The organism is Halorubrum laminariae, assembly GCF_024494655.1.
GTDB lineage: Archaea > Halobacteriota > Halobacteria > Halobacteriales > Haloferacaceae > Halorubrum > Halorubrum laminariae.
The window spans coordinates 61,207-79,305 of the sequence record NZ_JANHDL010000002.1; the positions used below are offsets into that span (position 1 = coordinate 61,207).

Sequence of the window (18,099 nt, forward strand, 5' to 3'; positions counted from 1 at the left end):
GGTGAATCCAGATCTCACACAAGTTCCGCGCCGTGAACGACGGCTTCGACCGCCGCCTCCAAGCGCTCTCGCGTCCGGTGGCTCCGCTCCGCGTCGGTTCGAACTTCGATCAGGTGTGAGCCGTCGGCGTCGCGGGCCCGCGCGTACGCCTCGGCGAGGTCGTCTGCGGCGTCCGCGGCGTGCTCGTCGCCGGATGCATCGCGCGCTGCCGGCCGCGCGTCGATGCGGGTGTACGCCAGCCCGTGAAGTTCGGCCATCGGCTCGAAATCGATGCCGTGCGGCGTCTTGAACGCCTCAGTGAACGGCGGCTCGAACGACTCGATCGGGAGCATGTGGAAGATTCCGCCGCCGTCGTTGTTGACGAGCACGACGGTCACGTCGACATCGCAGCGGTCGATCGCGAGGAGACCGTTCGTGTCGTGGTATAACGCGAGGTCGCCGGCGACGAGCGTGAGATCGTCGGTCGTCGCGGAGCCCGCGCCGAGCGCGGCCGAGACGATCCCGTCGATCCCCGAGACGCCGCGGTTCCCGAGCGCGGTCACGCTCGTGGTCGACGGCCCGACGAACCGGTCGAGGTCGCGCACGGGCATCGAGTTGGAGACGAAAAGCGTCGCCGGGTCCGGGAGGCCGTCGGCGACGACGCGCAGCACGTCGCCCTCGTGGAAGGCGGGCGAGTCGTCCGTGTCGTCACCGGCGTCGCGCTCGCGGTCGTGGACCGCCTGCGCCGCTTGGTCCGCCTCCTCCCACTGGCCCCGCCAGTCGACATCGGCCTCGGCCCCGGTGCCGGCGTCGGTGCCGCCGCTTCCACCGCGACCACCCCCACTGCGACTACCTCCGCCACGCCCACCGCCGCCACCCGCGAGTCGCGACAGGCGCGCACAGAGTCGATTCGGCTCAGCGACCACGAGGTCGGTCGCGGCGAACTCGGCCTCCCGCCAGCGACCAGCGGGATCGATCTGGTACTGATCGGCCTCGGTCTCAGCGAGGTACTTCCGGAGACGCTTCGATGTCGGCGACGCCCCCAGTCGCACGACGACTTCGGGGTCCGCCCAGTCGGCCGCGGCGTCCGCGGCGTTCGCCGCGTTACCGCCGCCCGCGAGCGCCGCCGAGAGGTAGGCGTCGTACGCACCGATCACAGTGGCGACCCGGGTGTGCCCGCCGAACCGGACGCCAGAGAGCGGGTCGGCGAGCACCGGGAACCCGGTCGCGTGCGACAGCGCCGTCACGGACTCGGCGTCGAGGCCGGGCGGATCGGCCGGACCGGCGACGATCAGTCCGCGCTCGGTGGCGGAGAGCTCGCGGGCGAGCCGGCGGAGTTCGGTGTCTCCGGGCTCCGGCGCTCCCGGCTTCACGTCGACGTACGGGCCGTCGCGCCCCGACGCGGCGATCGGATCGAGGTCGTCCGGAACGTCGCCCTCGATCGGCGTCGGCTCCAGCGGCTTCGCGAACGGAACGTTGAGGTGAACGGGTCCGGCGTCGGTGCCCTCGGCGGCAGCGACGGCGCGGGCGACCGTCGTCCGGAGCGATCGTAGTCCACGATCGGTCGTGGCGGGCTCGGGAAGGTCCTTGTAATACCGGACGGCGTCGCCGTACAGTTTCTCTTGATCCGCCGTCTGGTTCGCGCCCGAGTCACGGAGTTCGGGTGGGCGGTCCGCGGTGAGCGCGAGCAGCGGGACGCGGGCGTTGTCGGCCTCCATCACGGCAGGGTGGTAGTTCGCGGCAGCCGTGCCGGAGGTGCAGATCAGCGGCGTCACGCTCCCGGAGCGGCGAGCGCGCCCCAACGCGAAGTAGGCGGCCGAACGTTCGTCCAACTGCGAGAAGACGCGGAGGTCGTCGGTGCGGGCGGCGGCGGTCATCAGCGGCGTCGATCGGCTTCCCGGCGACGCGACGACGGCGTCGACGCCCGCGGCGACCAGCTCGTCAACGATCGCGCGGGCCCACAGCGTGTTCCGGTTCGGCGCAGTCATTGCGCCCGATTTGGGGTCACGACCTAAATACTCCGGCGAGTCGTCGCCGGTCGGTTCTGCAACGCTTATGCCCGCCGACCGACTTCGATCGGACATGAGCGACGACGACGCCGTCGACGTCGAGGTCGAGTCCCCGGAGGACGCCGAGACCGACGCGTCTGCGGACGCGACGGGTGAATCACGCGACGCGGCGAGAACGAACGGCACGGCCGCGGCGGCGGCCGGCGACCCGGTCGAATCGGCTGTCGGAGACGACAAGGAATCGCTCGCCGACGCGGTCGCTGAACACGACGAAGACCTCGCCGACGCGGTCGCCGAGGTAGAGGACGAACTGGCGGAGGCCCGCGCGGAACTGCTCGAAAAAGACGAGGAGATAGACGAACTGACGAGCAAACTCGCGCGTGTCCGCGCCGACTTCAGCAACTACAAACAGCGGGCGAAACAGAAACAGGAGGACATCCGTGAGCGTGCCTCCGAGTCGCTGGTCGAACGGATCACCCCCGTCCGAAACGACCTGCTTCGCGCGCTCGATCAGGAGGAGGGAAGTGACCTCCGTCCGGGCGTCGAGTCCACCGTAGAGAAGTTCGACGAGGTTCTCGCCGACGAGGGCGTCGAACCCATCGACCCCGATCCCGGTGCCGACGTCGACCCCGAGCGACACCAAGTGATGCTCCGCGTCGAGAGTGATCAGCCGGAGGGGACGGTCCACGAGGTGTACGAACCCGGATACGAGATGGGCGACCGCGTCGTCAGCGAGGCGAAGATTACGGTCAGCGCCGACGAAGAGTAGCCCGGCGGCCGGCGTTGTCGATTTTCACGAGAGTTCTCTGCGGTTACGAGTGACCTCCGTACGCGTCCGCGAGGTCGTCGAGATCTGAGTCCGAGGTGGCCTCGTGTGGGACCGACAGCGGCGAAACGGAGACCTCACCGTCGACGATCGCGCGTCGGTCGGTTCCGACGGGGTCCGGAACGTCTGCTGGCGTCATCCGCCCCCAGATCGGGTCCGAGAAGGCGACGCTCCCGTCGCCGTTCCGGGTCGCCTCGATTCCGTACCACTCCGACGGGGTGGTCACTCGCATCAGCGCGCCGCCGTGGTCGTCGCGGGCGACAGCACCGCCGTCAGCTCCGATCGACTCGGGCTCAGCGATCGGTGCGTTGACGTTGAGGTAGTCGGCGCGGTCGAAGACCGACGTCTCGTCGGCGCGATCGACGAGGAACGTCGTCGCCCGGGTCGCATTGGCGAACTCCGTCGGCTCCAACTCGCGTTTCCACCAGTCCTCGTCGCCGGGCACGTACATCGATGTCGCCACCGCGGGAACGCCGAAGAAGGCGGCCTCGATGGCGGCCGAGACGGTCCCCGACCGCCCGAGGGTGTACGCTCCGAGGTTCGCACCCTCGTTGCAGCCCGCAACAACGAGGTCGGCGTCGGGAACGAGTTCGCCGAGCCCGGCAACGACGCAGTCGACCGGCGTTCCGTCAACCGCGTAGCCGTGGTCGTGGTCGCTGACAGTGACTCCCTCCGAGAGCGTCCGTCCGGTCGATGACTGGTCGGCCGTCGGCGCGACCGTTACCACGTCGTAGTCGGCCGAAAGCGCGTCCCGCATGGCGCGGAGACCGACGGCGTCGATACCGTCGTCGTTCGTCAGCAGGATCCGATCGACGCTCATACAGTCACCTCGGGCGGTTCGGGCAAAAGGCCACCGGCAGTGCGGAAGGAAAGGCACAGGTACCGCCGGATCCATCGCCCGGTATGGGATTCGGCGACACAGCGAAAAAGATCCAGACGCTCGCCGACAAGGCCGAGCGCACGTACCAGAAGATCAACGAACTCAGGACGGAGGTCGAAGAGACCCAGTCGACCGTACTCGACACCTCAAAGCGAGTTCAGCAACTCGAAAACGAGATGGCCGAACAGCGAGCGGTTCTCGACGCCGTCGCTCGCGAGGTCGGCGTCGACCTCGAGAGCGTGAGCACAGAGGCACACATCGCGGACGCGGAGGCGGCAGCCGAACTGGCGGACGAAGAGGCCGCCGCCGAACCCGGCGAGGGAGAACGCGGCGAGTCGGACGAGTAGTCCGAGGTCACTCGTCGGGGTCCGCCCGCGAGACGACATCCGCCGGAACGCCGGCGACGGTCGCGTTCGGCGGTACATCGTCGGCGACGAGCGAGTTTGCGGCGACGCGCGCGCCCGAACCAACCGTGACACCCGGGAGGACGACCGCGCCCGCGCCGATCATCGCGCCCTCCTCTATTACCACTTCGCCGAGGCGGTACTCCTCGTGGAGGAACTCGTGACACAGTAGCGTGGCGTCGTAGCCGACGATCGCGTCGTCTTCGACCGTGATCCGCTCGGGCCAGAACACGTCCGGCGTTGACTCCAACCCCCACGACACGCCTGACCCGACCGTCACGCCGATCCGCGAGAGGAGCCAGTTTTTGAGCCGGAGGCTCGGACTGACCCGCGCGAGCACGATCACGACGTAGTTCCGAACGATCGTGAGCGGCGACTTCGCGTCCGGCCACGACCACAGCGAGTTTCGCGGCCCGGGGGTCGGGAACCGATCGAGCCGATCGGCACGGGCGTCTTCGGCCACGGTCGTCGCCGCCTCTGTCGCATCGTCCTCGTCAGTCACGTGGCCACGTTTGGGCGGGGCGAATAAAAGGGTCGCTGCCGCGAATCCTTCGGGACCGCGAATCTCGCCGCTGTCGCGAACTTCACCACTGCCGCGGATATCGTCGCTGTCTCGGATCTCCTGCTGCCGACCGTTTAAGGGCGATAGGACGACCAGCGTCGCTACGGCAAGTCGAACGACCCACGGTCGGTCGAGGCGGGTGTGCGATCCACCGCCGTGGGACCCGGACGGGGATCGCCTGTTCGCCACCTATGGTCGACAGCGACGCGTCGACGGCGCGACCGTCCTCTCTCGGGATCACAAAACTGCCGTCTCAGGAGCGCATCTCGTCCATGTGTTCGATCCGACGCTCGACGAGGTCTGCGGTTCCGATGTCGTGTCGGATGCGGACCCGATCGCCGGCAGCGGCGAGCGCGTCGGCGGCCTCCGTCTCCGCCGCTGCGATGGAGTCGCCGCGTCCGACGACCGCGAACGCCCGCGAGGTCGTCGTGTAGAGGCCGTCCTCACGCTCGTCGACGCTGGCGTAGTAGAGGAGCGCGTTGCCGACGCTCGACTCGTCGACTGCGATCTTCGCGCCCGCGTCCGGGTCCGTCGGATAGCCGTCAGGGACCGCGTACTTGCAGACGGTCGCCTCGCCGGAGAAGTCGAGTTCCGGCAGCGGCTCTCCGTCGCGGGCAGCGGTGAGCACGTCGAGGAACGGCGTCTCCAGCACGGGGAGAGTGTTCATCGCCTCCGGGTCGCCGAAGCGCGCGTTGAACTCGACGACCTTCGGCCCCTCATCCGTGAGCATGAACTGCCCGTAGAGGACGCCCTTGTAGTCGGGGAGCGCGTCGACGACGGCCTCCAGCACGTCGACCGCGGACTCGTAGTCGCCCTCGTCCATGAACGGGAGCGACGGCGTCGTGTCGGTGTACGATCCCATGCCGCCCGTGTTGGGGCCCTCGTCGCCCTCGTAGGCGCGCTTGTGGTCCTGAACCGCCGGCGTCGTCCGGAGGTCGCCATTGGCGACGAACGCCTGCACGGTGAACTCCTCGCCGACGAGCCGTTCCTCCAACACGACGCGGTCGTACTCGGAGTCGCGGAGATACGCCTTCGCCTCCTCGGCGGTCACCTGGTCACCGATGACCTTCACGCCCTTGCCGCCAGTGAGTCCCACGGGCTTGACCGCGAGGTCGCCGTCGTACTCGTCGATGTACGCACAGGCCTCGTCGATGTCGTCGAACACCGCGAAGTCGGGACAGCCGGGGATCGATTCCTCGTCCATGAACCGACGCTGGAACGCCTTGTCCGTCTCCAGTTCGGCCTCCGCGGCGCGCGGGCCGAAGGCGTACACGCCGGCGTCGTCAAGCGCGTCGGCGACGCCCGCGTCGAGCGCCGACTCCGGACCGATGACCGCTAGGTCCGCACCGACCGACACCGCGTAGTCGGCGATCGCCTCGGCGTCGGTCTCGTTGATGGATTCGAGTCCCGTCGCCAGTCGCCGAATACCCGGATTTCGATTACTCGCGCAGGCGTATAACTCGCAGTCGTCGGCAACCGCGCGGGCGATCGCGTGCTCGCGTCCGCCGCCGCCGACGAGGAGTACGGTCTCCGTCATGTTCGACGGGTTACCGCACAATAGTGTAAGCGTTACTCTCTACAGACACAGAGATGTGCAGTATCGTGGATACACTGTCGGCGTAGCAGTCCGCGTGACAGTCGGTGGTGCGATCGGCGCGCCGACCGGTGTGACGGGTTTTTGCCGCGTCGGATCGAACCGGATGTATGTCACAGCCGACGGTGCGGAACCGCCTCGACGAGGAGGCGAGTCCGTATCTCCGACAGCACGCCGACAACCCGGTCAACTGGCAGCCGTGGGGCGAGGAGGCGTTCGAGCGCGCCCGCGAGCACGACGTGCCCGTGTTCGTCTCCATCGGCTACTCGTCGTGCCACTGGTGTCACGTGATGGCCGAGGAGAGCTTCGAAGACGAGTCGGTCGCCGCCGTCCTCAACGAGGAATTCGTCTCGGTGAAAGTCGACCGCGAGGAGCGGCCGGACGTAGACAGCACGTTCATGACGGTCTCACAGCTCGTCACCGGCGGCGGTGGATGGCCGCTCTCGGCGTGGTGTACGCCCGAGGGGAAGCCGTTCTACGTCGGGACGTACTTCCCGCCGGAGCCGCGGCGGAACCAGCCCGGATTCCGGGAGTTGTGCGAACAGATTTCGGAGTCGTGGAAGGACCCGGAACAGCGCGAGGAGATGCGACACCGCGCGGAGCAGTGGGCGTCGAGCGCGAGGGACGAGCTGGAATCGGTTCCCGACGACCTCGGCGGTGACCCGCCCGGGTCGGAGCTGCTTCAGGAGGCGGCCGCCGCCGCGGTCCGCGGCTACGACGAAGAGTACGGCGGGTTCGGGAGCGGCGGAGCGAAGTTCCCGATGCCGGGCCGGATCGACCTGCTGTTCCGCGCGTACGCCGAGAGCGCTCGCGAGAGCGCGCTGGCGGCTGCGACCGGAACGCTCGACGGGATGGCGTCAGGTGGGATGTACGACCAGATCGGCGGCGGCTTCCACCGGTACGCGGTCGACCGCCAGTGGACGATCCCGCACTTCGAGAAGATGCTGTACGACAACGCCGAGCTACCCATGGTCTACCTCGACGGATACCGGGTCACCGGGAATCCCTCGTACGCCCGCGTCGCGAGCGAGACGTTCGGCTTCCTCGATCGCGAACTTCGTCATCCGGAGGGCGGGTTCTTCAGCACGCTCGACGCGCGGAGCCGGCCGCCGACAGACCGCACCGGCGGAGATTCGTCGGACGCCGAAATCGGAGACGTGGAGGGGGCCTTCTACGTCTGGACGCCTGACGAAGTCGACGCGGTTCTGGACGACTCCGCGGCGTCGATCGCCAAGCAGCGGTACGGGATCCGATCGGGTGGGAACTTCGAGCGCGGGACGACCGTCCCGACGGTCGCGGCGTCGATCGAGGAGATCGCCGACGAGCGCGACCGTCCGGTAGAAGAAATTCGCGAGACCCTGACCGAGGCGCGTGTTGCCCTGTTCGAAGCGCGAGAGTCGCGACCGCGTCCCGCCCGCGACGAGAAGGTTCTCGCCTCGTGGAACGGCCGAGCGATCTCCGCGTTCGCGGACGCAGGCCATACGCTCGGCGAGCCCTACGCCGACATCGCGCGCGACGCGCTCGACTTCTGCCGGAGGCGACTGTACGACGCCGAGACGGGAGACCTCGCGCGGCGCTGGCTCGACGGTGACGTGCGGGGTCCGGGGTACCTCGACGACTACGCGTTCCTCGCGCGCGGCGCGCTCGACGTGTACGCGGTCACCGGTGATCCGGAGCCGCTCGGATTCGCGTTGGATCTGGCCGACGCCATCGTCGACGACTTCTACGACGCCGACGCGGGAACCGTCTACTTCACGCGGGAGCCGGGCGTGGACGCGGACGATGCGGGAGCAAACGACGGGGCCGACGGCGGGCCCGGATCGCTTTTCGCCCGGCCGCAGGAGTTCACCGATCGGTCGACCCCGTCGAGCCTCGGCGTCGCGGCGGAGACACTCGCGATGCTCGACGGGTTCCGGCCCGACCGGCGGTTCGCCGAGATCGCGGAGGCCGTCGTGACGACGCACGCCGACCGGATACGCGCGAGTCCGCTGGAGCACGTGTCTCTCGTTCGCGCCGCCGAGCGAGTCCGAACCGGCGGTATCGAGGTGACGATCGCGGCCGACGCGGTCCCCGACGAGTGGAACGAGACGCTCGGCGAGCGGTACCTCCCGGGAGCGCTCGTCGCGCCGCGGCCGCCGACCGCGGACGGTCTCGACGAGTGGCTCGATCGGCTCGGTCTGGAGTCGGCCCCGCCGATCTGGGCGAACCGGAACAGCGAGGACGGTGAGCCGACCGCGTACGTCTGCGAGGAGAGAACCTGTTCACCGGCGGAGACCGATCTCGACGCGGCGCTGGCGTGGCTCGGGTCCCGGGGACAAGAAGATCGATAGGCGTATCGCCGGCCGATTTAATACCCGGGCAGACCCGTGTACGGTAGCGGCACAGTGATACAATGAGTGACGCCCAGCTATCCGAGGGTGACGTTCTCCGCCGGATGTACCGACTCACCGCGGATCAAGAACGATCCTTCGAGGACAAAGTTCCGGACTTGCTCGATCTGGGACGAGAGTATCTCGGAGTGGAGGTCGGATTCCTCACCGAGATCGCCGACGACACGCAACTGATCGTCGAGGCACGCGGCGACCACGACCGTCTGCAACCCGACTCCAGTTGCCCGCTGTCGCGGGCGTACTGCCGGAAAACGATCGATGTCGACGGCGCGTTGACCGTACAGCACGCCCGCGTCGAGGGGTGGGAAGACGACGCGGCCTACGACGAGTTCGGACTCGAGGCGTACATCGGTGCCAAGGTCCTCGTCGACGGCGAGGTGTACGGGACCTTCTGTTTTGCCGACACCGAACCGCGGGATCGCCCGTTCTCCGAGACCGAGGAGACGTTCGTGGAACTGATGGCCCAGTGGGTCGGCTACGAGATTTTCCACACGCAGGCGAAAGAGCGCATCCAGACGCAGCGGGACCAGCTCGCGGAGTTCACGCGGATTGTCTCACACGACATCCGGAACCCGCTCGGCATCGTCGAGGGATACCTCGAACTGGCCGAAGAGACCGGCGACCCGGAGCACTTCCGACGATGCCGAGAGGCGGTGAACCGGATGGAGTCGCTGGTTGACGACCTGTTGTTTCTCACCCGCGAGGGACAGACGATCGGCGGGCGCGAGTCGATCTCGCTCGCGGAGTTGGTCCGCGAGTGCTGGTCGTTCGTGGACGCCGACGACGCGACTCTGCGCGTCGAGACCGATCGCGACCTCTACGGCGACTGGAGTCGACTCCAGCAGGTGTTCGAGAACCTCTTTCGGAACGCGATCGAGCACGGCGGCGACGACATCACGGTGACCGTCGGCGACCTCGAGGACGGCACCGGAGTCTACGTCGCCGACGACGGGGTCGGGATTCCGGAAGACGTCCGCAAAGACGTGTTCGTCGACGGATACACGACCGGCGAGTCCGGAACCGGCCTCGGGCTGACGATCATCCGTCAGGTCGTCTCGGCGCACGGCTGGACGATCGACGTGGTCGAGAGCGCCGAGGGCGGCGCGCGGTTCGAGATCCGCGGGATGGAACCCGAAGCGGAGTAGCTAGAGTGACCGCCCGTCAGTCGTGCCGGAAACAGCGCGCTCCGGTGAACGCCATCGCCATGTCGTATTCGTCGGCGGCGGCGATCACGTCCTCGTCGTTGACGGAGCCGCCGGGTTGGATGACGGCCTCGATTCCCGCCTCCGCGGCCTCCTCGATCGCGTCCGGGAACGGGAAGAACGCGTCAGAGGCCATCACCGCGCCCTCGGCCGACTTGCCGTCCGCGTCCTTCTCGGCTTTCATCGCCGCGAGCGTGACGGCGTCGACGCGCGACACCTGTCCCATGCCGACGCCGACCGTCTCGGTGCCTGTCGCGAACAGGATGCCGTTCGATTTGACGTGTTTGAGCGTCTTCCACGCGAACACCAGCGTCTCCAGCTGCGCGTCGGTCGGTTCGCGCTCGGTGACGACCTCAAGGTCGTCGGCCGTCGGCGACTGACGGTCGCGCTCCTGAACGAGCCGTCCGCCGACGATCGGCTTCTCCGTGAACCGCTCGGTGAAGCGCTCGTCGCCCTCGCCGAGCGATCCCACGTCGAGCACGCGGAGGTTCTTCTTCTCGCGGAGCACGTCGAGCGCGCTCTCGGTGTAGCCGGGCGCGACGACGACCTCTTTGAACGAGTCGGCGACCGCGGTCGCGGTGTCGGCGTCGCACTCGCGGTTCAACGCGACGATGCCGCCGAACGCGGACTTGGCGTCAGTGCGCAGCGCGCGGTCGTAGGCGTCCGCGAGCGTGTCGCTCGTCGCGCAGCCGGCGGGATTGGTGTGTTTGATCACCGCGGCGGCGGGGTCATCGAACTCCTTGACCAGATCGAGGGCGGCGTCGGCGTCGTTGTAGTTGTTGTACCCCATGCCCTTCGCGCCGGGGTTCAGCTGTGGTGCTCCGACGACGCTCGCCTCCTCGCACCCGTCGTCGGCGTACAGCGCGGCGTCTTGGTGCGGGTTCTCACCGTACCGGAGTTCGGCGGCGCGCTCTTCGGAGGCGAATCGCCGCTCGGGGAAGTCGCCGCCGGTGTCGCCGTCGACGGCGACGTCGACTGCCTCGCCGTCTGCGTCTCGTTCGACCGTCACGCGGTCCGACGCGAACCACCGGACTGCACGCGGGTACGCCGTGAACTCTGCCTCGTGGAGCACGCGGTCTTTCAGCGACTCGGCGTCGTCGTCGCCGTAGACGGGGACCGCCTCTTGGGTCACGATCGGACCGGCGTCGACGGCCTCGGTGACGACGTGGACGGTGCAGCCCGTGGTTCGGACACCGGCGTCGAGCACCTGCTCGTGGGCGTCCGTGCCGGGGAAGGCGGGCAGCAGCGAGGGGTGGACGTTCAGTGTCGTCGGGACCGCATCGAGGAACTCGTCTGTCAGGACGCGCATGTATCCGTCAAGGCAGACGAGGTCGATGTCGTATCCAGAGAGCCGGTCGACAATCCGGCGCTCGTGGGACTCACGGGACTCGCCGTCCTCCCGCTCGACGACCTCGGTGGGAATCCGGCGCTCCGTCGCGGCCTCGACCACGGGTGCCTGCTCGCGGTTCGTCAGCACGACCGACAGCTCCGCGCCCCCCGGCGCGAGGTCGGCGATGTGTCTGAGGTTCCGTCCCCGGTTGCTCGCGAGTCCGGCGATCTTCATACACAAGAGCACCGACCGATCGGGTATATCGATTGCGGTCCGTCGCAGCGATAGATCCACGTTCGCGGATAAGAATCGGGAGACGGTTCGATATCTGCGTCGAACCTATCCACATCCGTGCGATTCACCCCGTGTCCAGATGAGTCGCCATCGACACGCTTTTGCTGGCTCCGGCGGCACTCGCGGACATGACCGACGACTCCGAACCGACGGACGACGACACCATCTCCGGGCTGTCTCGGTCCGATCCCCTTGCGGCCGTCTCGCCGCTCGACGGTCGGTACGCCTCCCGTACCGCGCCGCTGTCGCCGTACGCGAGCGAGGCCGCGCTCATGCGCGCAAGAACACGCGTCGAGGTCGAGTACCTGATCGCGCTTGCCGACCTCGACGCGACGCCGATCGGGCTCGACGAGACCGCGCGCGAGGCGCTCCGCGGACTCTACGCCGAGTTCTCCGCGGACGACGCGCGACTGATCAAGGCGCTCGAAGTCGAAGGCGCAGCGGGGTATGCCGCGACGAACCACGACGTGAAGGCGGTCGAGTACTTCCTGCGCGTCCGGCTCGACGAGCTGGCGAACGCCGATGAGGGCGACGGGCAGTCTGTCCGGTCCGACGAGCCGATCGGCGACGCCGAGTCGCTGTACCCGTGGATACACTTCGGGCTCACGAGCGAGGACGTGAACAACCTCGCGCACCGACTCCTCATCAAGGGAGCCGTGAGCGAGGCGATCGTCCCCGCGATCCGCGAGGTGCGCGACGCGCTCGCCGACCTCGCGCGGGAGCACCGCGACACGCCGATGCTCGCTCGCACTCACGGCCAGCCCGCGACACCGACCACCTTCGGCAAGGAGATGGCGGTGTACGCGGCGCGGCTCGGGCGCGCGCTCGGGCGAGTCGTGGTCGCTACCGGCGACCTCTCGGGCAAGCTTGCGGGCGCGTCGGGCACCTACGCCGCGCACGAGGCCGCGTACCCCGACGTCGACTGGCGGGCGTTCGCCGAGTCGTTCGTGCGCGGGCTCGGTCTGGAACACACGCCGCTCGCGACACAGGTGAATCCCTGCGACGACCTCGCGGCGCTTTTCGACGCTCTTCGAGGCGTCAACAACGTCCTCCTTGATCTCGATTTGGACGTGTGGCTGTACGTCTCGGACCGCTATCTCGGTCAGCGGACGGTCGAGGGAGAGACGGGCTCGTCGACCATGCCGCACAAGGTGAACCCGATCGACTTCGAGAACAGCGAGGGGAACCTCTCGAAAGCGAACGCCGACCTCACCTTCCTCGCCGACTACGTCACCGACTCGCGGCTCCAGCGCGATCTGTCGGATTCGACGGTCAAACGCAACGTCGGCGCGGCGCTCGCCCACTGTCTCATCGGCTACTCGAAGGCGGACGACGGGCTCTCGAAGGTCGTTCCGAACGAGACGGTGATGCGCGAGGAGCTGGAGGCGACGCCCGAGGTCATCGGCGAGGCGGTCCAGACGATCCTCCGGCGTGAGGGCGACACCGATGCCTACGAGCGCGTGAAAGAGCTTACCCGCGGCCGGTCGGTGACCCTCGACGACTTCCGCGAGTTGTTCGATACGCTCGACGTCGACGAAGACGTTCGCGCGGAGCTGAAAGCCCTGACGCCAGCCGGCTACACCGGCGTCGCCGACGACCTCGTCGACGAGATCGACGAATAGCGTGGGAGCCGACGACTCGGTCGCCACAAGAGGTTTACCGCTCGCCGCAGACCACTCGACGATGCCCTCCCAGAACGACGACGAGACGGAGTATTCCGTCTTCGGCAACGACGCGGAGAACGCGATCGACCAGTCCAACGACGACCGCGCCGATCCGGAGGCCGCGGACCTCGGTGGCGACGCCGACGGCTGTCCGAAGTGCGGCGGCACGGAGACCGAGGTCGACGAGATCGCGACGAGCGGCACCGGCCTCACCAAGATGTTCGACGTGCAGAACCGGAAGTTCCAGGTCGTTTCGTGTGCGAACTGCGGCTACTCGGAGCTGTACAAGGGCCAGTCGACGGGGAACGCAATCGACTTCTTCATCGGCTGACGGCGCGCTTCTCGTCGAGCGCGCGCGTATCGATGTATCGCGGAGACGCGCCGTTCGCGGAGACGCGCCGATCGCAGGGGAATATTAACTTACGCATCGGTTCCAGCAGACGGCGAAGGTTTGGAGCCACGATTCTGCCGCCGTCGGCTCCGTATTGTTTAACGTATTTGAAAACAAAGAAGTTCGTCGTTTTACTTCTCGAAAGACACGTTCGACAGCATTCCGCATTCCATGACGAGTAATTTGAAATCGGAGTGAGGTTCGTGAGAGTGAAACTGTTAGATGTCCACCAGCATCAACGAGAAATAGCGTATCCTCAACGTGGCGTTTCTCTCTGAGAACGCGGAGAAACACCAGCGTGAATTGTTGGTTTTGGACGGGAAATACGTCAACATGAAGGAATTCGTTTGTACGAGGATCGACGGCGGCATACAGCCAGAATCAGTCTGATTCGATCTGAATCGTAGTCTCATCGACCGCAACTCGATTCGGGCTCGCACCGTCAGATGGCTGTAGATCGGCATTCTGGATCCAGTTGTGAATTTCTGTTTGACAGATTTGTTGAAATCATCAGAATTTGATATTTTCACGTCCTCAATCGCTCAGTACTGGAACCTCACGAATCGCTCAACACAGGCGAAGGAACGAGCGATCTGTGGTGCTGTGGCGCGTGCCTCCGAGCGGTCGCCAGAGGCGACCGAGAGGAGCACCGCGCGAGGGACGCGGTGAGCGCTCAAAGAGCGCGAACCGCGAGGCTGGGGAGGCGTGAGGCTGCGGTGCTGTGTGGGTGGGACTCGAAGGGGTAGCCGCGAGGGCTCCCGTGGCCCGTTGTGCACCTCGCTCGTTCACACTGTTCACTCGCTGCGGTGCGTACTGACGGCCGCGAGCAGACTGTGCAACTTCACCCCCAACAGTCGACAGTCAATACACCGTGTGAGGCGACGAGAACGCTTGAACCAGCGCTCGGTGAACAGGTCAGAAAGGCTGATCTCCGTGAAACTGCGCTCCTCGTCGGACTTCAACACACAGACGAGATCGCTGCAACGCTTCGGGAATTGGGATGCGATCTAGACTGAGCAGGCGAGTCTCGTTCCGTAGACGCAGTTGACTCGATTGGTGAAATAGATACCGGTAATAAACGTGGTGTTTCTTGCATCCGTGGCAGACCTGTCCGTGACAGGGAGTTACAGGCATGGTGGGGTTGTGGGGTTGTGTAGGCACGCGGTCGTCGCGTGAGAGTTCTCATGACCGGGACAGACACACATCCCCCTGTAACACGAGGGGATTCGACATGAACACGGTCGAGCAGTACAAACAGGAGAAACACCCGCTGGACGTGATCGAGGACGTCAAGGAGTACGCCGAGAAGGGACTCTCTTTCGACGAGATCGAAGAGCGGGCCGGCGGCGGCGAGTGGGAGCGGCTTAAGTGGGCTGGGATGTACGCTCACGGCCGCAAGCAGGGCTACTTCATGATGCGGACCAAGGTCCCGGGCGGCTATCTGTCGCCCGAGCAGGCCGAGGTCATCGGCGAGGTCGCCGAGGAGTACGCCGTCGCCCCCGAGGAGTACGGCGGCGAGGACCAGAATCCGATCTGGGGCGACGCGTTCATGGATATCACGACCCGCCAAGACGTCCAGATGCACTGGATCCGGGTCGAGGATGTGCCCGAAATATGGGACGCCTACGACGAGGTCGACCTTACCACCATCCAAGGGTGTGGCGACTCCGCCCGGAACGTCTTAGGCTGTCCTGCGGCTGGACTCGACGACCACGAGTGCTTCGACGCCCAGCCCGTGATCGACGCCGTCTCCGACTACTTCACGGAGAACCGAGAGTACGCCAACCTCCCGCGGAAGTTCAAGATGACCATCACCGGCTGCAAGCACGACTGTGGCCAGTCGCAGATCAACGATGTGGGGCTCACGCCGGCACGGAAGGAAGTCGGCGTCTCGAGCTCCACCCGAGGCTCGTCGGACGAGTCCGACGGTAGCGAGGAGATCTACGGCTTCCACTGCAAGGTCGGTGGCGGCCTCTCGGACGGCCCGCGGATGGCGACACAGATGGACGTGTTCGTCCCTCCCGAAGACACGGTCGAGTTCTGCCGCGCCGTCGCCCAGACGTTCAAGGAACTGGGCGACCGCAACAACCGCGGCGTCTGCCGGATGCGCTACCTCGTCCAGCAGCTGGGCACCGACACGTTCGAGCGAGCTGTCCGCACCCGCTGTGCGGTCGATCTACCCACCAGCGGTACGGACCTCACTGAGGGCTACATCGGTGATCACGTCGGCGTTCACGATCAGAAGGAAGACGGGCTGAAGTACGTCGGGTTCAACGTCATCGCCGGCCGCATGGGCGGCGACGAGTTCGTCGAGGCCGCCCGCGCGGCGAAGCAGTACGGCACCGACGAGACTTCGATCCGGCTGGCGACCGACCAGAACTTCCTCATCACGCACATCCCTGCGGAGAACGTCGGCGACCTGCTGAATGAGCCGTTCGCCCGCAAGTACGAGCCCGATCCCGGGCCGTTCTCGCGAGGTGCCGTCGGCTGTACCGGCTCGGAGTTCTGTAACTACGGTATCATCGAGACGAAAAACCGCGTTTACCGCTGGGCAAAGGCGCTCGACCGCCGCATCGACACGCCCGACGACCTCGATGTCGTCCGGATGCACATGTCCGGCTGTTCCGCGTCGTGTGCCCAGCCGCAGATCGCCGACATCGGCTTCCGCGGCGAGACGGTCAACGTCGACGATCCCGAGACGACCACCAACGAGGAAGGCGACAACATCGTCGAGGGAATGGACTTCGGTCTCGGCGGCTCGCTCGGGACTGACAACGAGTTCCTCGACTGGGTCGAAAACGCCGTGCCCGCAAGCGCCGCCATCCCGGCCGTCGAACAGCTGTTCGAGGCCTACGTCGACGAGCGCGAGGGGGGCGAGCGCTTCTACGAGTGGACTCGCCGCGTCGGCAACGACCGCCTGCGAACGATCATGCAGCAGGCGGACGCCAACGTCTCTGGAGGTGTCGCCCATGGTGACTGACGGGAACGAGTCCGACGCCGCGGAGTGCGACCGGCCCATGCCCGGTGTCCCCGACGTGGGGAGCGATGACGCGGACGAGTGCGGGTGCGAGAGTTCCTGCGGCTGTGGCGGTCGTTCCGAAGGTGGCCACTCGCACAGCCGCGGTAGCGAGCCGTCGCCCGTGGTGCCGGACGGCGGAGCCGATCCCGCTAACGTCGACGCGAACGGCCAGCTCCGGGACGTCGAGTTCACCGTACCCGCAGAAGAGCGGAGTCAGGACGTTTACGAGACGCCGCCGGACCAGCGCGTCCAGCGCCCCGGCGAGGAGGAACTCGTTCTTGACACACCCTCCTACGAGATCCGCCGGGAGATGAACGACATCGAGACGCCGGACGACAAGACGTGGTTCATGGAACTCGACGAGGGTGTCATCGACGCTGACCGCTGCATCCAGTGTGGCACCTGCGTCGCCTCCTGTCCTTCCGACTCCATCGGAATCGGCGAGGACGGTCTGCCCGAACTTGTCAAGATGTGTACGGGCTGTTCGATGTGCTGGGACTTCTGTCCTCGCGGCGGCCTGCGCTACGAGCGCCAGTGGAAGATCACCGGCGGCGACGACAACGTCAAGGGTGCCGGCGACCCGATCACCGAGTTCTCCGCCAAGGTCGACCAAGACGGGAGCGGGAATGCACAGGACGGCGGCCTCGTTACCGCCGTCCTCTGTACGCTCATAGAAGAGGACGAGATCGACGGCGCGCTCATCGCCACCGAGAGCGACGACGAGCCATGGAAGGCCGAGTCGTTCCTCGCAACCACGCCCGAGGAATGTATCGACAACGCCGGGAGCTTCTATAACCAGACGATGGCGCTCGGGAACCTCGACCTCAAACGGTGGGAGCACAAACTCGACATACCCATCGAGGAGGCCTCTCTGGCGCTCGTCGGCACTCCCTGCGAGATCGAGGGTGTCCGCGCCCTGCAGGACTTCGAGTGGGACTACGCCAGCCAAGAAGAGGGGATCCGCGCCATCGATTATCGCATCGCCCTAATGTGTACGAAGAACTTCAACTACCAGAAGCTGATGGGTGAGAAGCTCGAAGCGGAGCGCGGTATCGACCTTGACAACGTGGGCAAGCTGGATGTCCTCGACGGCCGGATGATGGCCTACGATCACAAGGGAGAACTCATCGTCGACGAGGACATCGAGGAGTTCCACGACGCCGCGCTGAAGGGCTGTGACGAGTGTGCTGACTTCACCGGCTACTGCGCCGATCTGACCGTCGGTTCGGTCGGCTCCAGCGACGAGTACTCCTCGGTCATCGTCCGCACTGAGCAGGGACTGGACGCTTGGAACCTGACCAAAGACAATCTGAAGTATCACGACCTCGAGGACCGGTCGGCCGTCGGCGGCCTGCAGTCTTGGGACAAAAAGAAGGCCTTCGACTCGCTGCAACGGCCGTTTGACCCCGACGCGCCTCGCTTTATCGACTACACCAACCATGCCGAGAACTACGGGACTGAAGTGAACCCGCACGAAGCCGAGCACTGAACACGGTCACTCGTCGACGCGACCGAACCGTTCTTTAGAGATGATTAGATCGGTCTGAACATAGTA

At 66.4% G+C, this 18,099-nt stretch carries 14 protein-coding genes; 9 read left to right on the top strand and 5 right to left on the bottom strand.

Features of this window, described 5'->3' with window-relative positions:
• Positions 1–14: 14 nt before the first annotated feature.
• Positions 15–1,967, bottom strand: a complete 1,953-nt coding sequence (gene menD / locus NO887_RS03270; RefSeq protein WP_256417046.1) for a 2-succinyl-5-enolpyruvyl-6-hydroxy-3-cyclohexene-1-carboxylic-acid synthase — start codon at positions 1,965–1,967, stop codon at positions 15–17.
• Positions 1,968–2,061: 94 nt separating this feature from the next.
• Here menD and NO887_RS03275 point away from each other — a divergent pair, with 94 nt between their 5' ends.
• Entirely contained in the window at positions 2,062–2,757 is a 696-nt protein-coding gene (locus NO887_RS03275) for a nucleotide exchange factor GrpE (protein ID WP_256417047.1), read from the top strand.
• Positions 2,758–2,800: 43 nt separating this feature from the next.
• Here the strand turns inward: NO887_RS03275 and surE are convergent, their stop codons facing one another.
• Positions 2,801–3,634, bottom strand: a complete 834-nt coding sequence (gene surE, locus NO887_RS03280; protein WP_256417048.1) for a 5'/3'-nucleotidase SurE — start codon at positions 3,632–3,634, stop codon at positions 2,801–2,803.
• Positions 3,635–3,717: 83 nt separating this feature from the next.
• Between surE and NO887_RS03285 the strand changes: the two genes are divergently transcribed.
• Entirely contained in the window at positions 3,718–4,041 is a 324-nt protein-coding gene (locus NO887_RS03285; protein WP_256417049.1) for a DUF5798 family protein, read from the top strand.
• Positions 4,042–4,048: 7 nt separating this feature from the next.
• Here NO887_RS03285 and NO887_RS03290 read toward each other — a convergent pair whose 3' ends face one another.
• Together NO887_RS03290 and purD are read right to left on the bottom strand one after the other, a co-directional pair.
• Complete coding sequence (locus tag NO887_RS03290) at positions 4,049–4,600, bottom strand: acyltransferase (protein WP_256417050.1); 552 nt, start codon at positions 4,598–4,600, stop codon at positions 4,049–4,051.
• A gap of 313 nt (positions 4,601–4,913) precedes the next feature.
• Positions 4,914–6,197, bottom strand: a complete 1,284-nt coding sequence (gene purD, locus NO887_RS03295) for a phosphoribosylamine--glycine ligase (RefSeq protein ID WP_256417051.1) — start codon at positions 6,195–6,197, stop codon at positions 4,914–4,916.
• A gap of 167 nt (positions 6,198–6,364) precedes the next feature.
• On the opposite strand from purD, the gene NO887_RS03300 reads away from it, so the two are divergent.
• Both NO887_RS03300 and NO887_RS03305 read left to right on the top strand, forming a co-directional pair.
• Positions 6,365–8,584 (top strand): thioredoxin domain-containing protein, encoded by a 2,220-nt coding sequence (locus NO887_RS03300; RefSeq protein WP_256417052.1) that lies wholly within the window; start codon positions 6,365–6,367, stop codon positions 8,582–8,584.
• A 62-nt stretch (positions 8,585–8,646) separates the two neighbouring features.
• Positions 8,647–9,789, top strand: a complete 1,143-nt coding sequence (locus NO887_RS03305) for a GAF domain-containing sensor histidine kinase (RefSeq protein WP_256417053.1) — start codon at positions 8,647–8,649, stop codon at positions 9,787–9,789.
• A 16-nt stretch (positions 9,790–9,805) separates the two neighbouring features.
• On the opposite strand, the gene purN is transcribed toward NO887_RS03305, so the two are convergent.
• Positions 9,806–11,410, bottom strand: a complete 1,605-nt coding sequence (gene purN / locus NO887_RS03310) for a phosphoribosylglycinamide formyltransferase (protein ID WP_256417054.1) — start codon at positions 11,408–11,410, stop codon at positions 9,806–9,808.
• 188 nt (positions 11,411–11,598) lie between these two features.
• On the opposite strand from purN, the gene purB reads away from it, so the two are divergent.
• The 5 genes from purB to NO887_RS03335 all read left to right on the top strand — a co-directional run bounded on the left by purB (position 11,599) and on the right by NO887_RS03335 (position 18,033).
• A complete protein-coding gene (purB, locus tag NO887_RS03315) occupies positions 11,599–13,092 on the top strand; it encodes an adenylosuccinate lyase (protein ID WP_256417055.1) in 1,494 nt (497 codons plus the stop codon).
• A 61-nt stretch (positions 13,093–13,153) separates the two neighbouring features.
• Positions 13,154–13,465, top strand: coding sequence for a zinc ribbon domain-containing protein (locus NO887_RS03320; protein ID WP_256417056.1), 312 nt, complete (start codon positions 13,154–13,156; stop codon positions 13,463–13,465).
• A gap of 866 nt (positions 13,466–14,331) precedes the next feature.
• Entirely contained in the window at positions 14,332–14,541 is a 210-nt protein-coding gene (locus NO887_RS18780) for a DUF7970 domain-containing protein (protein ID WP_465261986.1), read from the top strand.
• Between the two features lie 215 nt (positions 14,542–14,756).
• A complete protein-coding gene (locus NO887_RS03330) occupies positions 14,757–16,505 on the top strand; it encodes a nitrite/sulfite reductase (RefSeq protein ID WP_256417057.1) in 1,749 nt (582 codons plus the stop codon).
• Positions 16,495–18,033, top strand: a complete 1,539-nt coding sequence (locus tag NO887_RS03335) for a Coenzyme F420 hydrogenase/dehydrogenase, beta subunit C-terminal domain (RefSeq protein ID WP_256417058.1) — start codon at positions 16,495–16,497, stop codon at positions 18,031–18,033. Before NO887_RS03330 ends, NO887_RS03335 begins: the two co-directional genes overlap by 11 nt.
• Positions 18,034–18,099: the final 66 nt, after the last annotated feature.

What these genes read in the sequence shown, in the direction of transcription:
- menD (WP_256417046.1), bottom strand. Translation starts at nt 1,967, where the DNA reads ATGACTGCGCCGAACCGGAACACGCTGTGGGCCCGCGCGATCGTTGAC.
- NO887_RS03275 (WP_256417047.1), top strand. Translation starts at nt 2,062, where the DNA reads ATGAGCGACGACGACGCCGTCGACGTCGAGGTCGAGTCCCCGGAGGAC.
- surE (WP_256417048.1), bottom strand. Translation starts at nt 3,634, where the DNA reads ATGAGCGTCGATCGGATCCTGCTGACGAACGACGACGGTATCGACGCC.
- NO887_RS03285 (WP_256417049.1), top strand. Translation starts at nt 3,718, where the DNA reads ATGGGATTCGGCGACACAGCGAAAAAGATCCAGACGCTCGCCGACAAG.
- purD (WP_256417051.1), bottom strand. Translation starts at nt 6,197, where the DNA reads ATGACGGAGACCGTACTCCTCGTCGGCGGCGGCGGACGCGAGCACGCG.
- NO887_RS03300 (WP_256417052.1), top strand. Translation starts at nt 6,365, where the DNA reads ATGTCACAGCCGACGGTGCGGAACCGCCTCGACGAGGAGGCGAGTCCG.
- NO887_RS03305 (WP_256417053.1), top strand. Translation starts at nt 8,647, where the DNA reads ATGAGTGACGCCCAGCTATCCGAGGGTGACGTTCTCCGCCGGATGTAC.
- purN (WP_256417054.1), bottom strand. Translation starts at nt 11,410, where the DNA reads ATGAAGATCGCCGGACTCGCGAGCAACCGGGGACGGAACCTCAGACAC.
- purB (WP_256417055.1), top strand. Translation starts at nt 11,599, where the DNA reads ATGACCGACGACTCCGAACCGACGGACGACGACACCATCTCCGGGCTG.
- NO887_RS03320 (WP_256417056.1), top strand. Translation starts at nt 13,154, where the DNA reads ATGCCCTCCCAGAACGACGACGAGACGGAGTATTCCGTCTTCGGCAAC.
- NO887_RS03330 (WP_256417057.1), top strand. Translation starts at nt 14,757, where the DNA reads ATGAACACGGTCGAGCAGTACAAACAGGAGAAACACCCGCTGGACGTG.
- NO887_RS03335 (WP_256417058.1), top strand. Translation starts at nt 16,495, where the DNA reads ATGGTGACTGACGGGAACGAGTCCGACGCCGCGGAGTGCGACCGGCCC.